The sequence below is a fragment of the Gardnerella sp. DNF01180P genome (assembly GCF_049244205.1).
GTDB lineage: Bacteria > Actinomycetota > Actinomycetes > Actinomycetales > Bifidobacteriaceae > Bifidobacterium > Bifidobacterium swidsinskii.
Map to the genome: position 1 here is coordinate 622,769 of NZ_CP058386.1, position 24,293 is coordinate 647,061.

18 protein-coding genes, 1 tRNA gene and 1 riboswitch are annotated in these 24,293 nt (G+C 43.2%); of the genes, 14 read left to right on the forward strand and 5 right to left on the reverse strand.

Annotated elements, in window-relative coordinates; all coding sequences use genetic code 11:
- Positions 1-61: 61 nt before the first annotated feature.
- Positions 62-248: riboswitch (Lysine riboswitch) on the forward strand.
- Positions 249-398: 150 nt separating this feature from the next.
- A complete protein-coding gene (locus HXT40_RS02345; protein WP_162861137.1) occupies positions 399-1,790 on the forward strand; it encodes an amino acid permease in 1,392 nt (463 codons plus the stop codon).
- A gap of 116 nt (positions 1,791-1,906) precedes the next feature.
- On the opposite strand, the gene HXT40_RS02350 is transcribed toward HXT40_RS02345, so the two are convergent.
- Together HXT40_RS02350 and HXT40_RS02355 are read right to left on the reverse strand one after the other, a co-directional pair.
- Entirely contained in the window at positions 1,907-2,755 is an 849-nt protein-coding gene (locus HXT40_RS02350) for an ATPase (RefSeq protein WP_416091155.1), read from the reverse strand.
- Positions 2,756-2,936: 181 nt separating this feature from the next.
- A tRNA-Asn gene (locus tag HXT40_RS02355) sits at positions 2,937-3,012 on the reverse strand.
- 206 nt (positions 3,013-3,218) lie between these two features.
- Here HXT40_RS02355 and HXT40_RS02360 point away from each other — a divergent pair.
- Together HXT40_RS02360 and HXT40_RS02365 are read left to right on the forward strand one after the other, a co-directional pair.
- A complete protein-coding gene (locus tag HXT40_RS02360; RefSeq protein WP_012914292.1) occupies positions 3,219-3,836 on the forward strand; it encodes a M23 family metallopeptidase in 618 nt (205 codons plus the stop codon).
- A gap of 142 nt (positions 3,837-3,978) precedes the next feature.
- Positions 3,979-5,790, forward strand: coding sequence for an AMP-dependent synthetase/ligase (locus HXT40_RS02365; protein WP_416091156.1), 1,812 nt, complete (start codon positions 3,979-3,981; stop codon positions 5,788-5,790).
- A 113-nt stretch (positions 5,791-5,903) separates the two neighbouring features.
- On the opposite strand, the gene HXT40_RS02370 is transcribed toward HXT40_RS02365, so the two are convergent.
- From HXT40_RS02370 to HXT40_RS02380, 3 genes are all read right to left on the reverse strand, one after another.
- On the reverse strand, positions 5,904-7,613 hold the full coding sequence (locus HXT40_RS02370) for a hypothetical protein (protein WP_248893415.1): 1,710 nt from the start codon (positions 7,611-7,613) through the stop codon (positions 5,904-5,906).
- 123 nt (positions 7,614-7,736) lie between these two features.
- Complete coding sequence (locus tag HXT40_RS02375; protein WP_421777310.1) at positions 7,737-8,552, reverse strand: fructosamine kinase family protein; 816 nt, start codon at positions 8,550-8,552, stop codon at positions 7,737-7,739.
- Between the two features lie 90 nt (positions 8,553-8,642).
- Positions 8,643-9,101: a hypothetical protein gene (locus HXT40_RS02380; protein ID WP_116994666.1), complete on the reverse strand. Its 459-nt coding sequence runs from the start codon at positions 9,099-9,101 to the stop codon at positions 8,643-8,645.
- A gap of 209 nt (positions 9,102-9,310) precedes the next feature.
- Here HXT40_RS02380 and leuS point away from each other — a divergent pair, with 209 nt between their 5' ends.
- The 11 genes from leuS to metE all read left to right on the forward strand — a co-directional run bounded on the left by leuS (position 9,311) and on the right by metE (position 24,291).
- Positions 9,311-12,295: a leucine--tRNA ligase gene (gene leuS, locus HXT40_RS02385; protein ID WP_410310348.1), complete on the forward strand. Its 2,985-nt coding sequence runs from the start codon at positions 9,311-9,313 to the stop codon at positions 12,293-12,295.
- A 381-nt stretch (positions 12,296-12,676) separates the two neighbouring features.
- Positions 12,677-13,480: a ComEA family DNA-binding protein gene (locus HXT40_RS02390; protein ID WP_410310349.1), complete on the forward strand. Its 804-nt coding sequence runs from the start codon at positions 12,677-12,679 to the stop codon at positions 13,478-13,480.
- Between the two features lie 7 nt (positions 13,481-13,487).
- A complete protein-coding gene (locus HXT40_RS02395) occupies positions 13,488-15,176 on the forward strand; it encodes a ComEC/Rec2 family competence protein (RefSeq protein WP_076002928.1) in 1,689 nt (562 codons plus the stop codon).
- A gap of 69 nt (positions 15,177-15,245) precedes the next feature.
- Positions 15,246-16,253 carry a DNA polymerase III subunit delta gene (holA, locus tag HXT40_RS02400; RefSeq protein ID WP_116994669.1) on the forward strand — a complete coding sequence of 336 codons (1,008 nt, stop codon included), beginning with the start codon at positions 15,246-15,248 and terminating at the stop codon, positions 16,251-16,253.
- A gap of 71 nt (positions 16,254-16,324) precedes the next feature.
- Positions 16,325-16,897 (forward strand): tRNA (adenosine(37)-N6)-threonylcarbamoyltransferase complex ATPase subunit type 1 TsaE, encoded by a 573-nt coding sequence (tsaE, locus tag HXT40_RS02405; RefSeq protein ID WP_012914282.1) that lies wholly within the window; start codon positions 16,325-16,327, stop codon positions 16,895-16,897.
- Between the two features lie 113 nt (positions 16,898-17,010).
- Positions 17,011-17,838: a tRNA (adenosine(37)-N6)-threonylcarbamoyltransferase complex dimerization subunit type 1 TsaB gene (gene tsaB, locus HXT40_RS02410; protein ID WP_012914281.1), complete on the forward strand. Its 828-nt coding sequence runs from the start codon at positions 17,011-17,013 to the stop codon at positions 17,836-17,838.
- A 25-nt stretch (positions 17,839-17,863) separates the two neighbouring features.
- Positions 17,864-18,394: a ribosomal protein S18-alanine N-acetyltransferase gene (rimI, locus tag HXT40_RS02415; protein WP_012914280.1), complete on the forward strand. Its 531-nt coding sequence runs from the start codon at positions 17,864-17,866 to the stop codon at positions 18,392-18,394.
- A 21-nt stretch (positions 18,395-18,415) separates the two neighbouring features.
- On the forward strand, positions 18,416-19,459 hold the full coding sequence (gene tsaD / locus HXT40_RS02420) for a tRNA (adenosine(37)-N6)-threonylcarbamoyltransferase complex transferase subunit TsaD (RefSeq protein WP_076002926.1): 1,044 nt from the start codon (positions 18,416-18,418) through the stop codon (positions 19,457-19,459).
- Positions 19,460-19,519: 60 nt separating this feature from the next.
- A complete protein-coding gene (locus HXT40_RS02425; RefSeq protein ID WP_076002925.1) occupies positions 19,520-20,656 on the forward strand; it encodes a tRNA (adenine-N1)-methyltransferase in 1,137 nt (378 codons plus the stop codon).
- Positions 20,657-20,665: 9 nt separating this feature from the next.
- Positions 20,666-21,223, forward strand: coding sequence for a SixA phosphatase family protein (locus tag HXT40_RS02430; protein ID WP_004108244.1), 558 nt, complete (start codon positions 20,666-20,668; stop codon positions 21,221-21,223).
- 713 nt (positions 21,224-21,936) lie between these two features.
- Positions 21,937-24,291 (forward strand): 5-methyltetrahydropteroyltriglutamate--homocysteine S-methyltransferase, encoded by a 2,355-nt coding sequence (gene metE, locus HXT40_RS02435; RefSeq protein WP_116440469.1) that lies wholly within the window; start codon positions 21,937-21,939, stop codon positions 24,289-24,291.
- The last annotated feature ends 2 nt before the right edge of the window (positions 24,292-24,293 follow it).

Below are 24,293 nucleotides of genomic sequence, written 5' to 3' on the forward strand. Positions count from 1 at the left end.
AATTTTTATGCGCCACGCCGTATTTTTTACTGTTTGTCTGCAAGTCGTACTAATAATGAACACCATCGACCAGAGGTCGCGCTCGACAAGAGTAGTAAGCATGAGCTAGGGAAAGCGTTAATTGCTTACAAAAGGGGAGAGCGCCGAAGTTTACTGCTTAATCCCAAAAGTAGTGAGCTGGGACTTGGCTTAATATACCAAGGACTGTCGCAGCGAGTCGGCATTCGCTGCGGAGAGCTATCGACACGCTTGCTTTTGCTTGCTTGTTTTTGCCTCTGATTGTCATGAAAGGAGGAAAAATGAGTAGCTCATTATCATCTACTGCTGCACAGAATACTCAGCAGAATGCTCAGCAAAATAACGATGTTCATCGAGGATTAAAAACCCGACATATTTCCATGATTGCTTTAGGTGGCAGCATTGGTACCGGCTTATTCGTTGCTAGTGGTGCAACAATCCATATGGCTGGTCCTGGTGGTGCTTTGCTTGCTTATGGTGCGATTGGCATTATGGTGTACTTCCTTATGACTTCCCTTGGTGAAATGGCAACATTTATGCCTATTAGTGGATCGTTTGCATCGTATTCTGGACGTTTTATTGATCCTGCACTAGGTTTCGCAATGGGCTGGAACTATTGGTTTAATTGGGCTATTACGGTTGCGGTGGACGTTAGTACTGCAGCAATAGTTCTGCAATATTGGTTCCCAACAGTGCCAATATGGATTTTCTCACTGTCGGTTCTTATGCTTATTTTGGTTATCAATGTGCTTACAGTTAAGTGCTTTGGAGAAACCGAATACTGGCTTTCTATTATTAAAGTGTTGGCAGTAATCGTATTCCTTGTTATCGGTTCGCTTACGATTGTTGGCATTGTTGGCGGCAAAGCGCCATTCTTGCAAAACTTCACTCATAAGGACGCTCCATTTGCAGGCGGTGTTCCTGCAGTGTTGTGTGCGTTCGCTATTGCAGGCTTCTCTTTCCAAGGAACTGAGCTTATTGGTATTACTGCTGGAGAGTCTGCAACTCCTGAAAAGAGTATTCCAAAAGCTGTAAAGCAAGTGTTCTGGCGTATTCTTCTCTTCTACATTCTTGCAATTTTCGTTATTGCTTGCATTATTCCTTATACTGACAAGAACTTACTTGGTTCTGATGTAACTGATATTGCTATTAGTCCGTTTACGCTTGTGTTCCAACGTGCAGGGCTTGCAGCTGCAGCGGCAGTTATGAATGCAGTGATTCTGACTTCTGTTATTTCTGCAGCAAATTCCGGCATGTATGCTTCAACAAGAATGCTTTATTCGCTCGCAAAAGAAGATAATGCTCCAAAAGTATTTGGCAAGGTAAGTCTTCGTGGTATTCCTGTTCCTGCGTTGATTGCTACATTTGTAGTTGCTTTATTTACTTTCTTTATGAGTATTTTTGGTTCGCAAATTTACATGTTCCTGGTTGCTGCAAGTGGTTTGACTGGTTTTATTGCTTGGGCTGGTATTGCTGCAGCTCATTATCGCTTCCGTAAAGCATACTTGGCTCAAGGTCATTCCTTAGATGAATTAGTTTATCGAGCAAAGTGGTATCCGTTTGGTCCTATTGTTGCGTTCTTCTTATGTATTCTTGTTATTGTTGGTCAGGATTTGCATTCATTTGCAACGCTTAACTGGCAGGCTATTGGAATCACGTACATGTCTGTGCCGCTATTTATCGTTCTATACATTGGTTATAAGATTAAAAATCATACTCGAGTAATTCCTCTTGAGGAAGTCGATTTAACTCATGTTCGAGTAGCAAAATGAATGAATAGTTTATAAAGTTCAATATCGTTTACGATGTAGAGTTAGATAATGTAAAAGCTCCCAGCGTATATCACTGGGAGCTTTTATTATTGAGTTAGATAACAGAGGAATATGTTTTATGGTTTTTGTGGAGATTCTGAAGATGGTGGAGGTCCTATTAGATCCGCTTTAGCAGAGGAATCTTGGTCGCCCTTTTTTGCTTTATCATTCGGATCTTCTTGACCATCATTTCCTTTATGGTTTCCGTCGCCAGATCCGTCTTCGCTGCCTTTTGTATCCTTATCTTTTTCTTTGTTCTTTTCCTGTTCTTTTTCCTTATCTTTGTTCTTGTCTTTGTTCTTGTCTTTGTCTTTATTCTTATTCTTCTCAGTCTTCTGTTTCTTAGTGTCTTGAGTATTTGTCGTCGGCGCTGGTGTTGGCTTTGGCTTTGGTGGGACAACATTTGAACGCTGAATTACAATTCCAGTCGATTCATTTATCTCTTGCTTCTTTGTTTCTTCGTCTTGCTTGTCTTTGTCTTTATCTTTTTTGTTATTTTCATCGATTAATGTAACAGCCAACTCGCGCACTCTTTTTGCTTTGACTGCATACCATTCAGAAGCAGCTAAAGCTTCTACGCTTTGGGAACCAAGTTCTTCAGGAGAGTTTGCTGTGCAAGATACTGCGTCAGGAACCTTTTCGCTCATGATTTTAGCAAGTTCTTTTGCGTTATCAGAGTCACCTTTTGTGAGATCTGTTATTACGCTGTTGTGTACTAAACTTTTCCATACGGCTTTGGCTTTAGAAATTTGTGCAACTTTTATTTCGCACTGTTTGCGAGCTGCTTTAGTGCGTTCAGTCTGCTTCATATACCAAAGTGTGCCAACTGCGCCAAGAGCTAAAGCTAGCACAACAATTCCCACAATGAGAATAATGAGCTTTTTCTTTTGACTCTTTTCAACACTATCGGAGCTATGTTGATTCATATTTGTCCTCTGTTATCTATTGCTGCTCAACATTAGCGCATTTAAATACGCAACTTGTTTATATAATACGCCAAAATGTTTATGTTAGCCACGCTCATGAGCACTAAACAATCAAGATTTTGCTTGTGGATACAAGTCGTAATATTTAACGCAAAAAGCCACTGGAAAACCAGTGGCTTCATGGCTCCTGCGGCTGGGCTTGAACCAGCGACCATTCGATTAACAGTCGAACGCTCTGCCAACTGAGCTACGCAGGAATATCTTGTACTCAACTAAGCGCTGTGCACAAGACATTTATATTACACGTAATTTTCAAAGATGCAAATATGGCGTGTTTTGGCGTGTCGAAACAGTGATTATAAGCATATGTTTTATCCACAATGCTTTAAAAGCTTATGATTTTCGCAAATTAGCTGCAAAACTTTTATAAAAGTCGTTTTATAAAAATATGGATGGGGAATATATGTGTATTCGCAAAAATTATGAATTATATTACAAAATATCTGCCTGTTTGGGGATTTTTATAATCTCAGTTATTTTATTAGATACGCTGTTTTTACAACCCGAAATTTCGCAAAATAGTCATCATCTTAAATATTATGTTGTAGAATCTGCTGTGACATGTTGCCACAAGTGTGCTCTTTCTAAAGGCTCTTATAGCGAAAAAACATGCAAGTCAGCTATGCAATGGCCTGTAAAACCTGCACGAATAGTAAAAGCTTTTAATCCTCCGCCTAAACCTTGGATGGCTGGGCATCGCGGCGTAGATTTAGCTGCAAGCACAGGGACTCCTTTATTTGCGCCTGCAGATGGCGTTATTAGTTTTGCTGGTAAAGTCGCTGGTAAATCAGTTGTGACTATTAGGCATGGTGAACTGACATCCACTTTTGAGCCTGCTGTAACAAAGTTTAGCGTTGGTGTTTTTGTGAAAAGAGGCCAGAATTTTGCACATGTCGAAGGAGGTTCGGACCATTGCGGCACAACTTGTGTGCAGTGGGGTTTAAAACGTAAAAATCGTACATATGCTAATCCTGAAAGAATGACTGTTAAGCGTCGCATTGTGCTTAAGCCTGTGGAATAAGCAAAATACTATATTTGTATCGTAGATATTTGTAGATAAATGAACAAAATTTATTACAATCTTGTAGATATTCGCATATGCGAGGGCTTGCAAATCGCGTATAGTAAAGATATACATCAATTCAGCAGATAGAGGAGCTAATATGCAAGAATATTCTCGTCCACTTGATGAGTCTATTGATACAGATGTTAATGTTTTCTCACTGCTAGAAGAGCGAGCAGAGCGCAATCCTAATGGTTCTTTGGTTGAATACGTTGGAGCTGACGGCGTTTGGAAGTCATATACTGCTCAAGAATTTAGAGATACAGTAATAGCTGTCGCTAAAGGCTTTATTGCTAGAGGGGTAATGCCTGGTGACGCTGTGTCAATTATTGCTCACACTTCATGGCAATGGACAATTCTTGATATGGCTATTATGTCTATAGGCGCATTGACAGTGCCAATTTATGAAACAAGCTCTTCGTTGCAAATACAACATATTGTTCAAGATTCTCAAGTATGTTCAATATTTGTGGAGTCTCCTGAAATGTTGCCGAAAGTAGAGGCTGTTCAAGAAGAATGTCCTACTCTTCACGACGTATATGTGATGAATCGTGGTGCTATCGACGCGTGCATTGAATACGGTAAAGCAGTAACTGATGCTGAATTTTATGAGCGAGTGCACGCTGTTAATGGAAGTGACATAGCAACAATTGTGTACACTTCAGGTTCAACTGGTGAGCCAAAAGGAATTGAACTTACTCATAGCAATTTTGTCTTTATTGCTAAATCAGGTGTTATTTCTATGCCAGACATTGCGTTAAAAGGCAGCCCGCGTCTTTTGCTGTTCTTGCCTCTTGCGCACGTTTTTGCTAGGTTTATGCAATTGTTCTGCTTTGCTGGAAATATAACTCTTGGTTTGACGAGTAATTTGAAAACTGTATTGTCTGATTTTCAAACTTTTAAACCAACATTTATTCTTGGGGTTCCACGCATTTTTGAGAAGATTTACAATGCTGCTTCTCAAAAAGCAGGCAGAGGAGTAAAAGGTTTTATTTTTGCTTATGCATCTAAGGTTGCTCGCGAATGGTCTCGCGCTCAACAGTCTAGTTCAATGGTTCCTCCAATGCTCGCTCTTAGCCATTCAATATGTAAAAAATTAGTGTATGCTCCACTACTACACGTATTTGGAGGCTCTGTTTCATACGCTATTTCGGGCGGTGCTCCTTTAGATTTGTCGATTGCACACTTCTTTAATGGCATTGGTTTGCCTCTTCTAGAAGGCTATGGAATGACAGAAACTTGTGCTCCTTCTATGGTGAATCCTACGACAGGTTATCGCATTGGTACCGTTGGTTTGCCTGTAAAGGGTGTATCTGTTGCTATTGCTGATGATGGTGAATTGTGTATTAAAAGTCCTGCAGTGTGCAGAGGCTACCATAATAATCCTGAGCTTACCAAACAGCAGATTGTAAATGGCTGGTTGCATACTGGAGATTTTGGATCTTTAGACGATGACGGTTTTGTGCGTATTACAGGCAGAAAGAAAGATCTTATTATTACTGCTGGCGGTAAGAACTTATCTCCAAATGCGTTAGAAGCTTCATTAATGTCTTCACCTATTATTTCTCAAGCTGTTGTTATCGGAGACAGGAAGCCGTTTGTTTCAGCAATTATTGCGCTCGATTTATCAGAAGTAAATACTTGGCTTTCTTCGCGTGGTGCATGCCCCGTACGGTCTTTAAAAGAAGCTTCACATAACGGTATTGTGCGAGCAGAAGTTGAACGTGCTGTTAGCAAAGCAAATGAGCTAGTTTCTAGAGCTGAGTCTATTCGCAAGTTCGAAATAGTTCCAGATGAGTTTACTCAAGCAAACGGTTTGATTACGCCAAGTTTAAAGGCGCGTCGTCAAGTTGTTGTAGAGCGTTATAACGACCTTATCGAACACGTTATTTATGCTCCACGCAAACGTTAGCTGTGTGTAAATTCGTGGGGAATATAGCTTGAAGTTAGCTTGAAGCTGCAGATTGCGTTCCACAACTTATATTTCACAACTTGCGTTCCATAACTTGCGTTCAAAAATTGTATTTACAAGCCTGCGTCTGCTAATGATACGTAACCTGGGTCAATTAAACGTGACTTTAGATTTGTTGCGCTTACTGCCACTAATTGCTCGTTAACAGTAGGTACAGTTTCCCCGTGTTCAATTTTTATTTGCACTGTAGCGATTTTTTTGTCAAGTTTACCGTTTCTGTTCAAAGAATAACAAGTAGCAGTAAGATCTTGAACAATCTGCTTATGATTTTCTATAGTTGTCATCCATTGCTTTCCGCTCACAATGTTTGGCATAATATTTTTGTACGCGCCATAACCAGTTATTACTGGCCATTTCTTTGCTTCTGATTCTTCTTCCTCATCTTTTTTCTGCTGTTGTTGTAATTCTTTTTCGGATTTCTTTGCAGAATCTTTTGGAGCAGGAACTGGTCTTTTATTAAGATCTCGTTTCCCTATGAAGTTTCCGATAACGTCCGGCAAATTGAAAGATGGGTTTATATCTGCTGCGCTTCCTTCATAACCGAGATTGTTTAGTACTTGTACGGCTTGTAAAGCAATTTGATCATCGAGCGCAATAATTCCATCAACGCGATGCTTTGAGTGTGAAAAAAGACTTGTACTTTTCGTAATTCGTTTTGTTAACTCATTTTTCACAGAGTCAGCTACATCTGCGTCGAAAGCAACATTGGTCCAGTCTTTTTCGCTACTATTCACATTCAATCTTCCAGAAGTGCTTATTAATGTCCCAGAAGCAAAATATGGTCTCAAAACTTTCCAAATGCCAGCGAATGCTTCTTCAGCAAAATCATCATGGAATGCTGTTTCGCTATTTGCATGCGTATTGTTGTTAGAATCATCATCTTCGCTTGCTTCGTCGCTGTTATTTTGTTGATTATTATTGTTTGCATTAATATTTTTTTGATTGTGACATGGCAAAAGAACTTCAATATAGCGTGGATTTTCTTTAGTTGCACGATCTAGAGCGATTTTTTGTATCAGAGTTGTTGCTTGAATTTCGCCAATGGTTCTTGCGTCAGATAAATGGAACATCACATCAGGTTTGAAACCGCTAACACGTCGTGAGAGCATAACAACGTGGATTCCCGCCTTTTTTGCTAGGCGAAGTGAGGATGCCAATCGTTTTTCTGCATTAAGCTCATCTTTAGATGATTGAGAGTTATCGTCGTTTTGTAAATTTAAGTCCTGAGTATTTGATTTTTGTGTATTTTCAGAATTAGACGCAGGCAACGTTGCATAATCTCCATAGTTATTATTGCCGTTTTTGCTAGTCCATGGAGCTATAACAATTGTCGTTTTACTTAATTGTTTTTTGATTTTTGAATTTTCAGAAACAGAATTGTGCTTTCCTGAATTATTCTGTTTTGCATTGTTCAATGAGCTTAGCAAATTTACTACATAATCTTGCACATCGCGGCTTTGTTCTGAAAGGCTAGAAGAAGTTTTAGTAGTAATAGAATTATCGTCAAATCCCTTATCTTTTAACGATTTTATTAATTCTGGAACCAATATGTCCCACGTGCTTAGAGGCTTATTGCGTGTTATTGCTAATCCGTCTGATGGAGTAAAAACAATAACGTTACCGTGATTCGCTTGTTCTTTATTTTCAGATTTTAAAGAAGTTTTTGTTGAACTTGCGCACGAGCTAACAACAAAAAGCATCGTAACTAATGCTGCCAGCATAACTAAAGAACGATGCATAGTTCTGTTGCACAAACGAATCATAGTAGTGACCTCTCGTTTCGTGGTCTATCTGTTGCTGTCTATATGTGATCTACTTGTAACTATCTTCTAACATTGTATATAGCCATGTGCTAAATACTTACATTGCTATTTTAGTGAGCAAAATTATCTTATAGAACTTTTTATAAGACTTTCGCACATATTACGGTATTCGCTCACGTAGCCTCCGCCAAAGAACACGCAATGTCCTGCAATAGGGTAGAGCTGCCAAATAATCATGCGCTGCTCAAAACCTGCTTTAAGTGGATGAACAGACTGATAGCCGTCTAAAATCTGCCTAAAATAGCTGATTCCAAACAGATGAAGCATAGCTAAATCTTCTTCGCGGTGCCCACCATGTGCTGCAGGGTCGATAAGAACAGCTTCAGTGTGTTCGCCGTCTGAACTTTTAGTCCATAACACGTTTCCACTCCACAAGTCTCCGTGAACTCGAGCAGGCTTATCTTCTGCAGCTTTTCCTAATAAATCAGGCAGCGCATCAATAACTTCGTTTGTAAGATCTAAATCGCTTTGAGTAAGCTCTCCGCGAGCAATACCAAGCTCAACCATAGGACGCAATCGTCCGTCCGCAAGGTAGTCAATAACATTACTCCAAGTGCCAGTTGGCATTTCAACTGGATCACTTAAAGGTCCAAAATAGCATTTTCCATCGTAAGCTGCTGGTGCCTCACCAAAATATTTTGCACCGTAATCGTGCATATGAGCGAGCGATGCACCAAACTCAAATGCAGCCATTGGTGTTGCTGAGTGAGTGTCAATGCGCTCAATATTAAGGTAACCGTTTCCCCAATCAAATACTTCAGCCACTCTAGGACCGCCATATTTGTGAGCTTCAGAAAGCCATTTTAAGCCTTTACCTTCGCATTCAAAGAAACGCTCAGGAGCATATAATCTACTTTTCTTATATACAGCGTTGTTCATAGAAGCCTTCTTAACGTAGTAGCGCATACGAAACATGCGCTACATACTTAATAAAATATTTATTAATAAATTAAATTATTCCCAAGCTCACTATTTTACTGAAGTATTAGCACAATCAGATGCTTTGTGTTTAAGTGCAGGGCAGAGCGTTTTTGCAAATTGATAACCAAAAAGTAATCCTGCTAAAAATAGTGCAGTTCCTAAGCCTGTGTAGAACACTGCAATAAACTGTTCTGGAGCTGCGTTAGTTGCGCGCAAAGCAATTCCGCCTGTCATCATAAAAGCCATAATTATGAAGGATTTTACGTCAAAGAATTTTAGGAAAAACTGCTTTTCTTCCGCATAGCTGTTAATTCTTTGAGTATGCTTTTTTACAAGTTTGCCAAAAATTAGGAATTGGAATATGCCAAAAACAAGAATAGACAAAGCATAATTAAGTGGTTGCAAATAATTTTGGTATGCTAACAACCCAATATTGAGAATATTAAAGCCTGCTGCTGCCCAAACTAAACAAGCAATAAGTAGTAGTGTATTCTTCGGTACTTTCAATTCTTAACCTCTTGTATTAAAAAGTTATTTAATAATAATTTGTTTACTATTGTTTTGTTTACTATTGTAATAATGGATTTTATGAAAAAGCTTGTTTGCATAAATTTATTGCATTAAACAGTAAAACTTTCGTAAAAAGCATATTTTTCTTAACAAAACTTGTAAAAAGTGTTGCGTAATGACGATATTAGACGCTATAGTCCTAGGGTATGAACGACAACGATCAACAGTATGCAACAGCTGACAACAAAGCTACTATTGCTGAGCCAGCTTTTCGTTACAACGCGCAGCTCGCACAAGATATTGAGCAGCGCTGGCAAAAAACCTGGGACGAGCAGGGCACATTTTGGGCCGCTAATGTTAAGGGCAATTTGAAGGATGGCGAAGGCAGGAATGCTGACGGTCGTCCTTCTTTCTTTGCAATGGATATGTTCCCGTATCCTTCCGGCAAAGGCTTACATGTTGGACATCCTCTTGGATATTTGGCAACGGATGTTGTAAGCCGCTACCATCGCATGAAGGGTGAGAATGTTCTTCATGCAATGGGTTACGATGCTTTTGGTTTGCCGGCGGAACAGTACGCTGTGCAAACTGGTCAGCACCCTCGCATTACTACCGAAGCGAATATTGCTAATATGCGCAGGCAGCTGCACCGCATGGGCTTGAGCTTTGATGATCGTAGGTCTTTTGCAACTATTGATACGAATTATGTGCGTTGGACGCAGTGGATTTTCTCCAAGCTTTATGACGCTTGGTACAACCCTGATTTTGTGCGCAAAGACGGCGGAAAGGGTTCTGCTCGTCCGATTGTTGAACTCGTTGATGAGTTTAAGAGCGGAAAGCGCGAAATTCCTGGTTTTGCAGGCAAAAAGTGGGAAGAGCTTAATAAAGTAGAGCAAGCGGATGTATTAAACAATTTCCGCATTGCTTATATTTCTAAATCTCCTGTAAATTGGTGCCCAGGCTTGGGAACTGTGCTCGCAAACGAAGAAGTTACTGCAGAAGGTAAGTCTGAACGCGGAAACTTCCCAGTATTCCAGCGCAACCTTCGCCAGTGGTCCATGCGAATTACCGATTATGGACACCGCTTGGTGGAAGATTTGAACACTATTGATTGGCCAGAAAAAGTTAAGCTTATGCAGCGAAACTGGATTGGCGAATCTCACGGTGCATCTGTGCACTTTGAAGTGCCATGTGCGGATGGCGAAACGCGCGATTTGGAAGTGTACACTACTCGTCCAGACACGCTTTTTGGTACAACTTTTGCTGTTGTTTCTGTGGATCACCCAATTCTTGAGCATGTTCCAGAAGCTTGGGGTGCGGACGTTCCAGAAGGCTGGAAGGGCGGTTACGCAAGTCTTAAAGAAGGCTTGGCAGAGTATCAAGCTCAAGCTCGCGCGAAGACTGCTAAAGATCGCACGGAAGACGCAGGAGCAAAAACAGGCTTGTTTACGGGTCTTTATGCAATTAATCCTGTAACTGGAGCAAAGCTTCCACTGTTTGCTGCTGACTACGTGCTTATGGGCTACGGCACAGGTGCAATTATGGCAGTTCCTGGCGGAGACCAGCGCGATTATGATTTCGCAAAAGCATTCGGTTTGCCAGTAATTTACACTGTTGAGCCTTTGCCTGATTCCGAAGAAAAGTTGGAGGATTACGAGGGTAAAGCTCCGTTTGTTTCTCACGACGGAATTGTTATTAATTCAGCAGTAGAACATACTCATAAGCTTGGCGATGCTTTGTCTATTAACGGTTTGCGTGTAGATGAAGCTATTAAAAAGGTGACGACTTGGCTTGAAGCTGCAGGCGTAGGAAAAGGTAGAGTTTCTTACCGACTTCGCGACTGGCTGTTCTCTCGTCAGCGCTACTGGGGTGAACCATTCCCAATCGTTTACGATGAGGACGGTGTTGCTCACTTAGTGTCAGATAGTGAGCTTCCAATTGCATTGCCGGACGTTCCTGATTATCAGCCAAAAACTTACGCTCCAGACGACGCAAATTCTGAGCCTGAAGCACCTTTGAGCCGAAACGAGGATTGGGTAAAAGTTCAGCTCGACCTTGGTGACGGCGTAAAAACCTACTATCGCGACACCAACACTATGCCAAACTGGGCTGGTTCTTGCTGGTATTACATGCGCTACTTGGATCCAAACGACGCTGAGCATATGGTTGACAGCGATGAATATGACTACTGGATGGGCACAAACCGTCCAGGCAAAGAGCATGTTTCTGGCGGCGTTGACCTTTATGTTGGTGGTGTAGAGCACGCAGTTTTGCACTTGCTTTACTCCAGATTCTGGCATAAGGCGCTTTACGACTTGGGTTACGTGGATTCTGCTGAGCCATTCCACCGCTTGTTTAACCAGGGCATGATTCAGGCTTACGCTTATACGGATGAGCGCGGACAGTACGTTCCTGCTGACGAGGTTGAAGAAGGTGCTTCAAACGGCACTGGCGAGCCAACCTTTACGTGGCATGGCGAAACTGTGAACCGCGAGTTCGGCAAAATGGGCAAGAGCTTAAAGAATATTGTGACCCCAGACTACATGTACGAAAACTACGGTGCAGATACGTTCCGCTTGTACGAAATGAGCATGGGTCCGCTTTCTGAGTCTCGTCCGTGGAACACGCGTAACGTTGTTGGTGGCATGCGATTCTTGCAGCGCTTGTGGCGTAACGTTGTGAACGAAGAAACCGGAGCTTGCGTGGTAACTGACGACGCTTTGGATGAGAAGACGTTGAAGATTCTTAACAACACAATTGCAGAAGTGACTGTGGAAATGGAAGCAATGCGTCCAAATACTGCAATTGCTAAGCTGATTGTGCTTAACAACCACTTGACTTCGCTTCCTCACGTGCCGAGAGCAGCTGTTGAGCCGCTGGTTCTTATGTTGGCTCCAATTGCGCCGCATATTTGCGAAGAAATGTGGAGCAAGCTTGGGCATGATAAGTCTATTGCTCACGCAGATTGGCCTGTTGCAGATGCTCGCTACGTTGGTGAGGATACTGTTACTGCCGTTGTGCAAATAAAGGGCAAGGTTCGTGCAAAGCTTGAAGTTGATCCAAATATTGACGCTTCTGAGCTTGAAAAGCTTGCGCTAGAAGCTGTAGCTGATCGCTTGGGCGGTAAGGCTCCGCGCAAGGTGATTGTGAAGGCTCCGAAGATTGTGTCTATTGTGCCTGACGAGAGCTGAGTCAAGGTTAAAGTTGGCTTAATTAAGCTGCGCATTGACTTGCCGGAGCGCTCAAAGCGTAGCGCGCGTAGGCATTTCAATGCGGAAACTCGCTTAAGTTGGAAGTCCAGTGGACTTCCAACGCGAGTTTCGTAGCGAGCGCGTTAACCGCGCGAGCGATTTTTCGTGCTTCACAGCATTTTTTTTCGAGGTTTCTGCGTTAGTAACGAATAAGTGGGGTTATACATTACTTGCGAAGTGCGGTTTCTGCGTTAGTAATACGATTGTAAAAGATAGCGGTGTTGCTCATTTTTTGCTTTTAACCACAGGCGCATATTTTTGTTGCGAAGTGTTATAAGTTGCCCAATAGTTAAGTTAAGAACTTTAAGAGTTGGGGGATTTATGGAAGACTTTGAGCAGAATTTTGGGCAGAATTATGCGCATAATTTTAGGTTTAATAAGCCTGCGTCTGATTTGCCTCGGAGACGAATTGCAACGTCTTTAGAAGAATTTTCTAACAGCAATTTTGGTAAAAATTTTAGTGACGACTATTGCGAAAAAGCTTGTAATTCTTTTGATGAAGAAATTATAAGTAGCAAAACTTCTCCTAGATTTCACATGAAGCCTGTACATACGCTTGCTTTAATGCTGATACTAGTTGCAGCTCTTTGTGCAAGCCTGACAATGCTCATTTCTCAATCCTTAACATATCAACGAGTTCAGAACGAAAAAGCAGGCGCGTTTGCAATAGAAAACGACGATACTAGTCGCGAAAAGTATTCTTTTAATAATGTAAAAGATAAGAATAAAAATGATGATGAAGAAAAAAGCGTAAGTAATGAAAGCGACGAAAACAGCGGAGGTGACGGAAGTGACGGAGATGACGTAAGCAAAGGCAACGGCGGCAGTAAAGGCAACAGAGGAAGTAAAGGTGACAGTAACGACAAAAGCGACAGTAATAACAAAAGCGACAAAAGCAACGAGAATACTGCTTCTCATCAAAGTAACACTGGCAGAATCAATATAAACACTGCAACGCTTGATCAACTACAAACCTTAAAAGGAATCGGCCCCAAAACTGCTGCGCGCATTATTGCTCAGCGTAAAAGAGTTGGTTATTTTCGCAGTTTAGAAGATTTGATGCAAATTAAAGGAATTGGACCTAAAACCTTGAATAAATTCCGTGGGAATGTTGACGTCAAATAGGTGAATTATGCGAGAAAACGTAGAAAAAGTAGAAAACGTTTCTGGAAGTCGTGACTTTCGTATGATTCCTGTTGCTGCAGCGTGCTGGGCTGGGTGCTTAATTGGAAAATTCTTATGCAATTTTACTATAATTTATTGCATTTCAATAGTTTTATTCAATGCAACTATAGTTTCGATTTTTATATTTTGCAAAAAATTTAAGTTTTTTATATGGCGCAGAACAGTTTTAGTAATAATAAACGTTTTTGTAGCTGCGTGCATGCTTTCGTACATAACTCAATATGTGATATCTGGTGACGTTATTATGCGAGAAATACGCGGCAATAATCCTACTAAAGCACTGTATTTTCAAGGAAATAATGCCGAGCGCGCGCGATTTGCAGAATTTACAGTAGTTGCTCCTGTGCGCTCGTCTAGAAGTTTTAAAGGAGATTGCCAAGCTAATGTTCAAGTGCATAAGTTTGATGCGCAAAAAAGTTACGTTCAAGCGCGACTGTATGCGTATTCGCCAATATGCAAGCAACTTAGCTATGGTTCGAGCCTAAGCGTTCCTGTTAGCGTGAAAGCTTCGAGATTTGATAGTAGTAAGCCTGAATTGCATGTAGAAAAAACTCAACGAAACTTGCATGTTGTACAAGACTCAGACTTTTGGCATAAAGCTGTTAGTAATTTGTGGAAATCGTTTTATGACGTAACAAATAAGCTCGATATGCAAGGCAGAATGTTGGTTCCTGGAGTAACTGTTGGCATGCTTGGACAAGAATATGTGCCAGTAGAGGATGCAAGTTCACTTGAGCCGGTCGACGAAACTTATGCGAATATGACGCGTCAACATTTTCAACATGCTGGAATCATGCATGTTATGGCAGTTTCAGGTGGGCACTTTTTGCTACTTAGTATGATTATTCGCAAGTTTTGCGCACGATTACTGTTGCCTCGTTGGTCTACATCTTTAATACAAATTACGTTGCAAATTGCTTTGGCTGCAATAGTTTACCCTTCTGCATCTGTGCTTCGAGCGTTAATTATGGGAATAATATCCGCTGTTGCATGGTGTTGTAAACGACCATACCAGTCAGCTAGTGCTTTAAGTTGGACTGTTATAGGCGTGCTTGTGGTAAATCCCTCATACGCTTGGGACTATGCTTTTGCTCTTTCTTCCGCAGCAACTTTGGGAATTGTTGTTATGGGAGTGCCGATTTCTAAAACGTTTGCAAAATATATGCCATCTTGTGTTGCTTCTGCGCTAGCTATAACGCTTTCTGCACAATTTTGGACTATGCCAGTGCAAATTCTTATGCAACCGGAAGTGTCTTTTATGTCTGTGCCAGCTAACTTAATAGTTGCGCCTCTTATGGATTGGGCAACAGTGTTCGGCTTAATTTCGCTAGTTTGTGCGAGCTTTAACGATGGATTATCGCTTATTTTTGCGAAAGCTTCATCAATTGGAACAAGCTTTATGGAAAAGTGCGCGTATTGGTGTGACGAAGCAGCTTTTGGTGTGTTTCCTTGGATGAAGGGTGCTGCTGGAGCGTGGATGATGGCAGGGGTAGAAGTTGCAATATTTGCTGTTTTTATGCTTGCTTTTCGTGTCTTTCACAATCGAGCTTGCGTTCAGCGTATGAGCATAATCGGGCAATTATGGGAATCTTCTGCAAAGCGAACCATAAGTGAAGCCGCGCAAATCTTCGAGTAATACTAAACACGCACGCATATTCGAATGCAATATTATGATGGTTAAGAGTTGGTTGGTTTAAGGAGCATTATGGCAGCAAATAATAAGCGCGCGCAACGCGTTATGCCAGTTACGCTGGTAGTTGGAGGTGACGCTTACTTAAACGAGCTAAATGCTCGAAATGTGCGTGAAAAAGTTCAAAAAAGTGCTCCGGATGCTGAAATTATTGAACTTGATGCGTCAACTGCGGATCAGTACGCATTTGACGAAGCTGTAGGTCCTTCGCTTTTCGGTGACGGAACGATTGTAATAATAAATAATTTGCAACAAGCAGACGAGTCTTTAGTGGAAGCAATCGAAAATTTCTGCAAACAAGCGCAAAATAGTGAAAATAGCGAAAATAATTTTGTAGACTCTTCTGCAACTTGGGTTATTGCACGTCACGAAGGTGGGCTTAAAGGAAAGTCTATTATTACGCGCCTTACGAAAGCTGGCGCAAACACAATTACAGTGCCGGATCTTAAAAAAGACGATGCCAAGCTCAACTTCGTTATGAGCATATTTGAGCGTCACAATCGAAGCGTTGAGCCTCAAGCAGCACAACGTCTTGTGTCAGTTTTGGGAAGTAAAACGGGAGAGCTTGCAGCATTATGCTCGCAATTATGCTTCGACTATGACGATAATCCAATAACGCTTGATATTGTCGATCGATACTTGGTTGCAGATCCGCAAGTTACCGGCTTTTTTGTTGCAGATAAAGCTGTTGCAGGTCATGCAGGTTCTGCTGTGCTTGCAGCAAGAACTGCAATTGCTCAAGGAGTTGACGCCATAGCATTAATAGGTGCTTTGGCTGCAAAAGTACGCGTAATTGCGCTCGCAATGGCAATTCGCAACGGCACGATTTCTAGTGCTGAAGCGAAAGTAAACCCGTGGGCTCTGAAAATGGCAATGCGTCAGCTTGCTGGATGGAATAGTGCAGGTGTTTCTCAATGTTTGCAATCTTTAGCTTGGGCGGATGAGCAGTGCAAAGGCGGATCTAGTGACGCGAATTATGCGCTTGAAAAATGTATTATGCTCATTGCGTCTCGAGGAAATTAGAAAGCGTAAATTAAGAATCGTGAATAAGAAACGTAAATTAAGAACTGCAAATTAGAAAGATTGTGTTAAGTATGAAAGAAGAAACGGTGTCAGAACAGCAAAAAGTTTGTACTGTGCCTACGGATACTGATATGCGCGAGCTTGGTAAAGCTGTTGCAAAGCTAGTTAAAGAAGGCGACGTTTTGCTGCTTTCTGGCCCTCTTGGAGCTGGTAAAACAACGTTCGCTCAAGGTTTTGGCGCAGGGCTTTCAATTAGTGAGCCGATTGTGTCTCCAACTTTTACGATTGCGCGCGAATTGCATGGCACTTTTGCGGATGGTAAGCCGGCGACGCTAATTCACGTTGACGCTTACCGTTTGGGTGGCGAAGATTTTGCTCCGGGGCAAGATACTGTTTCGCGTTTGCTTGACGAGCTTGAATCTTTGGGACTTGACGAAGCTTTGGAAGAGCCAGGAGACGGCACTGTTGTGCTTATGGAGTGGGGTGAGCAAATGGCAGGAGTGCTTGCTGCTGAGCGCTTAGAAGTTCATATTGCAAGACCTATTGACTCTTCGCAAGTAGACGATTTTACTAGCGATGGCGAGCGAATCGTAACTTTGAAAGCTGCTGGCAAGGATTGGCTTAATCGACTTGCAAAATTGTAATTAAGAAATAGGCAGAGTAATACGCGAGTAATACATAAGTAAATAACGCAGTAAATAACGCAAGTTGTGCTAAGCGAGTAAGCTAGTCTGGTACGTGACTTCGAGGAATGAACATGAGTAATACGCTGATTATTGACACATCATTTGGCTCTACTGTTGGAATTGTGGACCATGAGCCGATTGTTGAAACCGACTCTCGCACTCACGTGGAGCGTTTACAAGTAAATATTGCAAAAGTTGTGGAGGACGCTGGGTTTAAGCCTTCCGATATTAAACGCGTGGTTGTGGGAGTAGGTCCTGCTCCTTTTACAGGACTTCGCGCAGGATTAGTTGCAGCAAAAGCGATTGCGTTTGCAAATAATGCTGAAATTTTGGGGTGTGATAGTCTTCTTCCTCAAAGTTTGATGATGCGTTCTGGCGCGTTCGAAGAAGCTCGCAAAAATGGCAGTATAGAGAAGGGTTTTCTACTAAATCTTCCGAATGATGCTGATTCTTGCGACTCTAATATTCGTCACTACGTGCTTTCACTAAATGATGCACGCCGTCGTCAAGTGTACATGTCCTTGTACGACGACGAAGGAAATGCGCTAATAGATATGGATATTGACTATCCGCAAAATGTTGTATCTCGCGTAAACGAGTATTTAGCAAGACAAACTAACGAAAATTATTGCGTGGATGTGCTCGGACACGGTGCTAAAAAATACGTTGAAGACTGGCGAAATATTGCGCATGTTGGCGTTATTGCAGAAGTTTGCGCGCTTGACTTGGGTGTGCAAGGCTTGCAAATTTTCGAGCAATGCTCTTTGGAATGTGCAAATAAAGATGAGCACGTAAAAGCTGTTGAACCGCTGTATTTGCGCCGTCCGGACGTGTCTGTGCCAAATCCGCTTAAGCATGTGCTTGGCTCTGGTGAAGCGAATAAGGCAAAAGAGAAATAGAAGCGTTTTAACGATTTGAGTAATTATGATTGTTGATATAACGCGTTCTCAATTTCCAGCAGTAGCCGAGAATTGCAATATAGTTCCAAAGTGCGATTTTACTTGCGATGAGTTAGCGCAAAAAATAGCGCCTATTGAAGCTGACTTGTTTGGCAAAGGCTCATGGAATGAGAGCATGATTTCGCAAGAATTGCAAGCTCCTATGCGCGCGTATTACGCTCAAATCGACGAAAATACGCATACATTATGCGGGTATGCTGGCTACTGGTTTGACGGCGATGACGCGCAAATAATGACAATTGGCGTTGCAAAACAATATCAACGAAAAAGCATAGCCTCTAAGCTTTTGTTGATAATGATTAAAACTGCAAAACAAATTGGTGCTAAACGCATGCTGCTAGAAGTGCGAGTTGACAATGTTCCTGCGCTCGCGTTGTATGAACGTTTTGGTTTTAAGAAAATGGGTTTGCGAAAACGTTACTATCAGCCGGAAGGTGTGGATGCGTACACAATGTGTGCTGATCTAACCGCAAAAAATAACGGAACTGAGGAATAACGAGGAATAACGAGGAATAAAATGAGCGAAGCAATCGTATTGGGAATTGAATCAACTTGTGACGAAACTGCCGCAGCTATTGTGCGCGGACGCACGCTGGTGTCAAATGTGGTGGCATCTTCAATGCAAGAGCATGCGCGCTACGGCGGTGTGATTCCAGAAATTGCTTCTCGTGCGCACGCTGAAGCTTTTGTGCCGGTTGTTTCTAAAGCTTTAGCAGACGCAAACATGGATTTAAGCGATGTTGACGCGATTGCAGTAAGCGCAGGTCCTGGTCTTGCTGGCTGCTTAGCTGTGGGAGTTTCGGGAGCTAAAGCATTAGCTTGGGCTGCAAATAAGCCGATTTATGGTATTAATCATGTAATTGGGCATATTGCAGTAACGCAATTGCAATTCGGCGATGTGCCGGAAGATGTACTTGCTTTAATTGTTTCCGGCGGTCACACTTCGCTTCTTCACGTGAACGATATTGCTAAAAGTATTGACGTTGTTGGCACAACTTTGGACGATGCTGCCGGCGAGTGCTTTGATAAGGTTGCGCGATTGCTTGGATTCCCATACCCGGGTGGTCCTCATATTGATAGGCATGGAAGGCTTGGAAATCCGAATACTTTGAAAGTTCCGCAAGGTTTAACGCAAGGTCGTTCCGGCAAAGAGCATCCGTACGATTTCAGCTTCTCGGGTGTAAAAACTGCTGTTGCTCGTTGGGTTGAAGCGCGTGAAGCTCAGGGTCTTGAAATTCCAGTTGATGACGTGTGTGCTTCTTTGGCTAATTCTGTGGCGGAAGTGCTTTCTAGAAAAGCTATGATGGGCTGCGAGCAGTACGGTTCTAAAACGCTTATGATTGGTGGCGGATTCTCCGCTAATTCGCAGCTTCGCGAGCATTTGTTGGCTTGCGGCAAGGAGCATGGAATTGAAGTGCGTTTGCCAGAGCTTAAGCTTTGCACGGATAACGGTGCGATGGTTGCAATGCTAGGCGTGAATTTGGTAGAAGCAGGGGTTCGTCCTTCTGCTCCTGATTTTGCAATCGATTCTGCTATGCCGCTTACGACGGTGAGCTTATAATAGTAGAAATAATAAAAGTCGCGCTAAGAAATCGTGCTCTAAAAATAAGTGAGGTGTTTTGTGCAGTCAGTTAATTCGCGTAGTGGAGTGTTACGAGTAGGTGAGAAGATTCAGTTCACCGATCGTAAAGGTAAGCGAATTACTGCACAGCTTGTTGCAGGCGGGGTTACGCAAACTGAGCACGGTCTTATTTGTCACGACGACGTGATTGGTCAAAGCGAAGGCGTTGTAATTACTACTGTTAGCGCAAAGCGCGAAACGCAACAAACTATTGTTGATCCTTCTAAATCGTCCAACAAACCTTGGAAGGCGGCGCGCGCTATTGGTGGCTGGGATTATGTAGTTATGCGGCCGCGCATGGTTGACTACGTGCTTTCTATGCCTAGGGGTGCGCAAATTATGTATCCGAAAGATATTGCGCAAGTAATCGCTTTAGGAGATATTCGTTCTGGCATGCGCGTTTTGGAGTCGGGGGCAGGCTCTGGCGCGATGAGCTTAAGCCTTTTGGACGCAGTTGGGGAGTGCGGAAAGCTTACTACGATTGAGCTTCGCCCGGATTTTGCACGAATTGCTGAATCTAACGCAACTTTGTACTACGGAAAGCGACCAGAATGGTGGAATTTGCTTACTGGCGATTTTGATTCTGTTGCAAAAACCTTAGATGCGCACAGCGTGGATCGCATTATGCTAGACATGCTTGACCCTTGGAATCGCCTTGAACAAGCACATCGCGTTATTGTGCCTGGAGGCGTGCTTATTGCGTATGTTACGACTACTACGCAAATGTCTCGCATGGCTGAAGCTTTGCGAGAAAGTGGCATGTGGACTGAGCCAGAAATTCAAGAAACATTGGAGCGCACTTGGAAAGCTCAAGGTTTGGCTGTGCGCCCGGATCACGCGATGATTGGTCACACTGGATTTTTGATTGTTTCACGCGCAATGGCTGAAGGTTTTAGTGCTTTGAAGAAGCGTGAACACGGTACTAAAGATACTGTGAGCGATATTGACGATATGACAGCAGAAGAGCGCGCTGAACAGTTGGAAGACTTGTCTTTGCGCGATATTTCGGATCGTAAATTGCGTAAAGTTTTACGTGATTTAGACGTGCAGCTTGCGCAATTGCCGGAAGATTCGCAGTCGCAAGATTTGCAAGATTCGCAGTCTGCACAACAATCAGCGCATAATCAAGCTAAGTAGGAGAGCATTATGGCATCACCAATGAAAAAGCTTATGAAGAAAGCACATCATAGTAAGTACGTTTTGTTGCTGATGCGTCATGCGAAGGCTGAAGCTCCTGAAATGGGCGACGACTGGGGTCGTGGTCTTACTGATAAGGGCTTGAAGCAGGCGAAAATTATGGCAAAAGGCTTGGAATCTTTGAAGCTTGTGCCGAATTATATTGTGTGTTCTAGTGCGAATCGCACTGAGCAAACTTTGAAACGCATGTTGAAGCGTTTTGGCGACTCTCCTGTGGTTGAGTCGCGCAAAAGTCTTTATGATGGCGGCATGCAATCTGTTATGGACGAGTTGCAAGCGATTCGAGGCGATGTTCATACGACGATGATTGTTGGGCATGAGCCGACGATGTCGATGGCTGCGCAGTGGCTTTCTTCGCCTGATTCGGATCCGGATGTGCTTGGGGCGATGCGTTTGGGGCTTGCTAATGCGTCGGTTGTGGTGCTTGTGTCTGATCGTCCATTCGCGACTTGCGGATTGCGCGGTGCTACTGCTCTCGCAATCCTTACGCCCAAATCCTTTGCCTAGCTAAGAATGCGCTGATTTCTGTTGTTCAAGGCACACTAGCATCAGTGCTGCCGCCCACACCACGCCAAAAAATAATCCCCCCGCTGCGCACCCACCCGTAGCTTAATTTCGTGACTTTAGTTGCACGAATACCAGTGTGGTAGAGATTTGAGATTTTTCGCACTGAGCGCGGACGCTCGCGCGGGTAACGCGCTTGCTACGAAACTCGCGTTGGAAGTCCATTGGACTTCCAACTTAAGCGAGTTTCCGCTCCGAGTTGCCTTCGCGCGCTACGCTTTAAGCGCTTCGGCAGGTCGTCGCGCAGAGCCGCAGGCTGCTGATTCGCCAAGCGAAGAAGAAAAATCGAAAAATCTCTGCGATAGACACGGTTATTAAAGGCTAGCATGCAGAGTTTGGGGGATTTCTTTACGAGCACTAAAAGAGGACTGATGGAGCAACGTTCGTAGAGAACGAAGTAGACATGAGAGTCTTTAACAACCAAAGCGACTGAAGGACGGGACGTGCGAGGAAAGAAATCCCCCGAAACTCGCGCCACGTTAATCAATTCGGCGCGCTGGTAATTTCCATTGCTCACATTTCGCCAAGGAAAAGAAACGCGCACGAAATTAAGCATATAAATTAATCTTATAACGACACCCCAAGTTCTTGAATGACCGCATTCAAGCATTTCTTTGCTAGGCTAAAGCGAGTCAAAGAAATTTTTTGGAGGATGTATGTCTACGGTTTTTACTTCGGTTTCCGGTTTTCCACGTATTGGCGCTAATCGTGAGTTGAAGAAGATTATTGAACGTTACTGGAAGCAGGATGCTTCTTTGGATGAAGTGCGTGAAGTTGCTCAGTCTTTGCGAGCTAAGCATTGGCGTTTGCAAGCTGAAGCTGGGATTGATTTAATTCCAAGTAACGATTTTAGCTACTATGATCAAATGCTCGATACTGCTATTTTGCTGGGTGCTGTGCCTGAGCGTTATCGTAAATTGAATTTTGAGCATGCTGAGGATACGCTTTTTGCCATCGCGCGCGGCTACCAGGGTGAGCGCGGAGATGTGACGGCTTTGCCAATGAAGAAGTGGTTTACTACGAACTACCACTATATTGTTCCGGAAGTTGAGAATCCGGAAGGCTTGCATTTGGCTGGAACTAAGCCTTTTGACGAGTTTTTGGAGGCTCGCGCGCAGGGTTTGGAAACGAAGCCTGTGCTGATTGGTCCGTACACTTTTTTGAAGTTGGCTCGTACTCCTGAAGCTCAGGAGTTGGAAGTAACAGAGTCTGTGATTTCGGCTCTGGCTTTTGCTTATGCGAGTATTGTTAAGCGTTTTGGCGAGCTTCACGCAACTTGGTTGCAATTTGATGAGCCTTATTTGGCGTTGGATAAAGAGCAAGGCGATTTGGAGCTTTTTGAAGCTTTGTATAAGCCTTTGCTTGAAGTCAGGAGTGCGGAAGTTAAGCTTCTTCTTAACACGTATTTTGGCAATATTGCTGACGCTTACGAAACTGTGAATAATCTTGGTTTTGACGGCGTTGGCGTTGATTTAGTGGAAGGCAAGGAAGAAAATCTTGCAGCCATTGAGCATTATGGTGTGAACGAAAAAACTACGCTTTTTGCAGGCGTTGTGAACGGCCGTAATATTTGGCGCAACGATTATGCTGTAAGCCTTGGTTTGGTTGACGCTTTGCGCGAGAATATTACGGATCGCGTAGCTGTTTCTACTGCTTGCTCGCTTCTTCACGTGCCTTTTAGCACTGTTGGTGAGGATGCTTTGGGTGCGGATGTGTTGCAACATTTTGCTTTTGCTGTTGAAAAGTTGCAAGAGATTCGCGATATTGCCAATCTTTCTGCAGAAGGCGACGAAAGCCGCAAATCTAGTAACGTTTTGGCTAAAAATCAGGCTTTGTTTGACGGTTCACGCGTGAAAGCGGATGTTGCTGTTGCTAATCGTCTTGCGAATCTTAAAGATTCTGATTTTGTGCGATTGCCTAAGAGGGCGGAGCGTCAGCGTCTGCAAAAGGAATCGCTTGGCTTGCCGGATTTGCCAACGACAACTATTGGATCCTTCCCACAAACTAAGGATATTCGTAACGCTCGTGCTGATCTTCGTAAGGGTGAAATTACTCGCGAAGCTTACGACGAGTTTATGCGCAATCGCATTGCTCAGTGCATTGAGCATCAGGAGCAAATTGGCTTGGATGTACTTGTTCACGGCGAGTTTGAGCGAAACGACATGGTTGAATATTTTGGCCAGCATTTGCGCGGCTTTAAGTTTACGAAGAACGCTTGGGTACAGTCTTATGGCACTCGCTGCGTGAAGCCTCCAATCGTGTGGTCGGATGTTTCTCGCGAGTCTGCAATTACTGTGGAGTGGAGTGCTTATGCTCAAAGCTGCACGAAGCATATTGTTAAGGGCATGCTTACAGGTCCTGTGACGATTCTTAACTGGTCTTGGCCTCGCGAGGATATTACGCACGAGGAGCAGACTCAGCAGTTGGCTCTTGCTATTCGCGATGAAGTGTTGGATTTGGAGCGCGCTGGTATTCGCGTGATTCAGATTGATGAGGCTGCTTTGCGCGAAAAGTTGCCGCTTCGTCGTTCTGATTGGCATAAGAAGTATTTGGATTGGGCTATTGCTGCTTTCCGCCTGGTTCATTCTGCTGTGGCTGCGACTACGCAAATTCACACGCATATGTGCTATTCGGAGTTTAATGACATTATTCGTGACATTGACGCTATGGATGCGGATGTGATTTCTTTTGAGGCTTCTCGCGGTGACTTGGTTGTGCTTGACGCTATTCACGACGCGCATTTTGAGACTGAGGCTGGTCCTGGCGTTTACGACATCCATTCTCCTCGCGTGCCTAGTGAGACGGAGCTTGTGGAGCGTATTCACGAGATTTTGCGCAAGATGCCTGCCGAGAAGCTGTGGATTAACCCGGATTGCGGTCTTAAAACTCGAGGTGACGCTGAAACTTGGCCAAGCTTGGAGAATCTTGTTTCTGCAGCTAAAGAGGTTCGCGCGCAATTGCAAGCTAACAAGCTAAGCAATCAGCAGTGCAATTCTCAGTGCAAGGGGTGAGT